Here is a 3,864-nt window from a genome sequence, read left to right as displayed (position 1 = left end):
GCCGGCGCGTCGAGGCTCGGCTGGGCGCGGACGTTGACGCCGGAGGCCGTCACGACCAGGTACCGGCGCGCGTCGAGGTCGCCGGGGAACCGCGCGGACGCGTATGGGAGCACGAAGGCGTCCGCGTCGTCCGGGGCGAACGCGCCGCCCAGGGAGATCATGTCGCCAAGCAGGGGCCAGAGCGGCGAATCCGCGGCGTTCGCGTCCAGCCGCCACTCCGTGCGAAACGCGTCCAGACCCCGATCCGATCCAGAACCGGCCTGCACGTCCGGGTCGACGAGCGCCGTGAGCGCGCCGGCGTCCTTCGCCGCGACGGCCTTCTTGAGGTCGGAGAGGAACTTCGCGAGCGCGGCGTCCTTCGGCGACTCGTTTGCCGGCTTCACCGTATAGGTGGTGAACGGCCCGCTGTCCCCGGCGTCCGCCCCGTCGGCCTCCGAGGCCGGCATCCCGCCGGCGTCCGTGCCCGCCCCACCGTCCGCCGTCTCGGACCCGGGCTGTGCGCCCTCCGAGCCCTGCCCGTCCGAGCCCTGCCCGACGGAACCCCCCGTCTCCGCGGGCGGCGCCGTCTCGCTGGCGGGCCGCTCGGCGCCGGCCGAAGCGGACGAACTATCGCGGTAGAACCAGCGCAAAGCCGACTCGGCCGCGTCCTGGAAGGAGCAGCCCGTCAAAAGAACAACGTTGGCCGCGAGCAAAGCCGCGAGCACCGTCGCCACGCGCCGCCGAGGCCGCATGCGCCCGCCCCTCTCCGTCATATCGCTCAGATTCGGACCGATTTTCGACAGGATTCGCTCATCTAACGTTTACCAGAAATGACGGCCCCTGTGGACAGACAGCATCGAGCACCGGGCTGGACAGGTCCCGGCATCGTGCCGCTGGGGTATCGTAGGACCAGACGCACCGGCGGAGACGGAGCCCAAGAATTGACACAGCCTGAACCGGCCCACGATCGAGCGCGACCGGGACGCCTCCTCGCCGCGGTCGCTTTCGGTGTCCTGTTGAACCCGATCAACTCGTCCATGATCGCCGTGGCCCTGCCGCACATCGGGGCCGATTTCGGCGTGCCCTTCGCCCGGCTGACGTGGCTCATCGCCACGTACTACCTCGCCAGCGCCATCGCGCAACCCGTGATGGGACGAGTGAGCGATCTCTTCGGCCGGAGGCGCCTCTTCTTCGCCGGCCTCGCCCTCGTGGCGGTCGCATCGGCCCTGGCGCCGTGGTCGCCGAGCCTCGCCGCGCTGGTGGCCTTCCGCGCCGTGCAGGCGGTGGGCACCTCCACGCTGTACCCGGCGGGCATGGGGATGATCCGGGACACGTTCAGAACCGGCCAGGCGCAGGCCCTGGGCATCCTCGCCGTGTTCTCGTCCACCTCCGCAGCCCTCGGCCCTTCTCTCGGCGGATTCCTCGTCCACCTCGGCGGCTGGCCGGCGATCTTCGTCGTCAATTTCCCGTTGATCGCCGTGTCGACGATCCTCGCCTGGCGCGCGCTGCCCGCGGACACACCCTCCGCCGCGGCGGCCGGGCGCCTGGATCTTGCCGGCGTGGCGCTCTTCTCGGGAACGGTGGTCGGCGCGCTCGCGTTCCTGCTCTCGCTGGACGGCCGGGGTCCGGCGTGGTGGGCCCTGGCGGGCGCCGTCGTCCTGGGCTTCGCGTTCGTTCGCTTCGAGACGCGCCTCGCTTCCGCGGGCGCCGAGCCCTTCATCGATGTGCGCGTCTTCGGCCGCGATCCGTCCCGGACGAAGGTGTACCTCGCGTGGATGATGTCGAACGTGGCGTTCTACTCCATCTTCTTCGGGATGCCCACGTACTTCGAGACCGCGCGCCGTCTGAGCGCGGGCGCGACCGGCGTCATGATGCTGTCCGTCGCGGGGCTGGGCAGCATCGTCTCGCCCTTCGTGGGCCGGTGGGTGGACCGCGCGGGCCACCGCCCGGCGCTGCTGGCCGGCGGCGCGACGTTCCTCGCCGGGGCGGCCGGCCTGTACGCCGCGGGCGGTCGAGCGCCCCTCGCGGCGCTGTTCGCCGTCCTCTCGCTTCTCGGGGTGAGCAACGGTATCCACAACCTCGCGCTGCAGGCGGCCCTCTTCCGCTTCGTCCCGCGCGAGGACACGGGCGCCGCCTCCGGCATCTTCATGATGGCGCGCTACACCGGCACGATCCTTTCTAGCAGCCTGCTGGGCATCGTCTTCGCCCGGGGCGTGGGGCCCGCCGGCCTGCACCAGCTGTCCATCGCCCTTCTGGCCCTCGGGGTGCCGATGCTCGCCCTCATGCTCCGGATCCCGGCCGGCGCCGGGACCGGCACCCGCCCCGCGCGCTGACTCCGGCGCCGTGCACAGGCGCCAGCGTTCGCGCCGCCGCGCCGCATGCCGACCCAAGCACGTCTTGACAAGAACCGTTATCATGAAAAGGTTCACTTCCGCCGCGGCGTGGCCGCGGCCCCGGAGGGCGATCGCGTGGACGTCGAGACCGCAACGCTCACGAAGAACCCAGGCGCCGAGGGGGAGGCCGCCGGGCGGGGGCGGACCGCGCCGGACGCGCCCGTCGACTGGAACGCGCCCCTCACCGGCGCGATGTTCGCGTTCCTGGTGCCGCTGCTCCTCAGCAACGCGGTCCAGGGGCTGAGCAGCACGATCAGCAGCATCCTGGTCGGGCGCTACATCGGCGTCGCCGGCCTGGCGGCGATCTCGGCTTTCTTCCCCGTGATGTTCTTTCTCATCTCGTTTCTCATCGGGCTGACCAGCGGCGGCACCGTGCTGGTCGGCCAGGCGTTCGGCGCGGGCCGCATGGACCGCGTGCGGGCCGTCGCCGGCACGACGCTCAGCTTCACCTTTCTTGCGGGCGTCGCCGTGAGCGCGATCGGCGTGCTCTTCGCCTCGAAGATCCTCGTCTTCATGGGGACGCCGGCGAACATCCTCGCCCAGGCGGAGTCGTTCGCGCGCATCGCCTTCCTCGCGCCGGCGCCCCTCTTTCTCTTCTTCTCCTACTCGGCGTTCCTGCGCGGCATCGGCGACTCCAACACGCCGTTCTACTTCCTCGTGGTGAACACCGTGCTGAGCCTGGCGGTGACGCCCGCCCTGATCTTCGGCTGGGGAGGCCTGCCGCGCGCCGGCCTGGACGGCGCGGCCTGGGCGATGAGCGTCTCGACGCTGCTCACCCTTGCGCTCCTCCTCGCGTACCTTCACCGGATTCGCCACCCGCTGCGCTTCGACCGGGACATGGTCCGCCACCTCCGCATCGACGGCCGCATCCTCGCCGCGATGTTGAAGATCGGCATCCCGACCGCGATCCAGATGGTGGCCGTGTCCCTGTCCGAGATCGCCGTCGTCAGCCTCGTCAACCGCTTCGGCTCCGACGCCACGGCGGCGTACGGGGCGTATTACCAGGTGGCGAACTACGTCCAGATGCCGGCGATCAGCCTGGGCATGACGGCCTCCATCTTCGGCGCCCAGGCCATCGGCGCCGGGAGGCAAGACAAGCTCGCGAACGTCGTCCGCTCGGCGATGCAGCTCAACCTCGCCATCGGCGGGGCGCTGGTGGCGCTGTCCTACCTGTTCGCGGGGGAGATTCTTTCGCTGTTCCTGGCGCCCGGCGCGGCGTTCCGGATCGCTCACGGGCTTCTCATGATCACGCTGTGGAGTTACCTCGTCTTCGGCGCGGCGAGCATCTTCGGCGGGATCATGCGCGCCAGCGGCGTGGTGCTGTGGCCCACGGTGCTGACGATCGTGTCCATCTGGCTGGTGGAGATCCCCACCGCCTACCTGCTCTCCCGGCGGATCGGCATCGACGGCGTCTGGATCGGCTACTCCGCCGCCTTCGTGACGAGCCTGGCGCTGCAATACGGGTACTACCGGCTCTTTTGGGTGGGGCGCC

The 3,864-nt window shown here is 70.7% G+C and carries 3 protein-coding genes; 2 read left to right on the top strand and 1 reads right to left on the bottom strand.

Going from position 1 to position 3,864, the window contains the following annotated elements; translation table 11 throughout:
- Nucleotides 1-731 (bottom strand): hypothetical protein (locus IRZ18_08890; protein MBX5477219.1); only part of this gene is annotated, 731 nt, incomplete at its 3' end.
- A gap of 189 nt (nt 732-920) precedes the next feature.
- On the opposite strand from IRZ18_08890, the gene IRZ18_08885 reads away from it, so the two are divergent.
- Nucleotides 921-2,312 (top strand): MFS transporter, encoded by a 1,392-nt coding sequence (locus IRZ18_08885; protein MBX5477218.1) that lies wholly within the window; start codon nt 921-923, stop codon nt 2,310-2,312.
- A gap of 252 nt (nt 2,313-2,564) precedes the next feature.
- Nucleotides 2,565-3,864 (top strand): MATE family efflux transporter (locus IRZ18_08880; protein ID MBX5477217.1); only part of this gene is annotated, 1,300 nt, incomplete at its 3' end.

The sequence above is a fragment of the Clostridia bacterium genome, from assembly GCA_019683875.1.
Classification (GTDB): domain Bacteria; phylum Bacillota; class Sulfobacillia; order RBS10-35; family Bu92; genus Bu92.
This window is presented reverse-complemented; position numbering and strand designations above follow the sequence as displayed.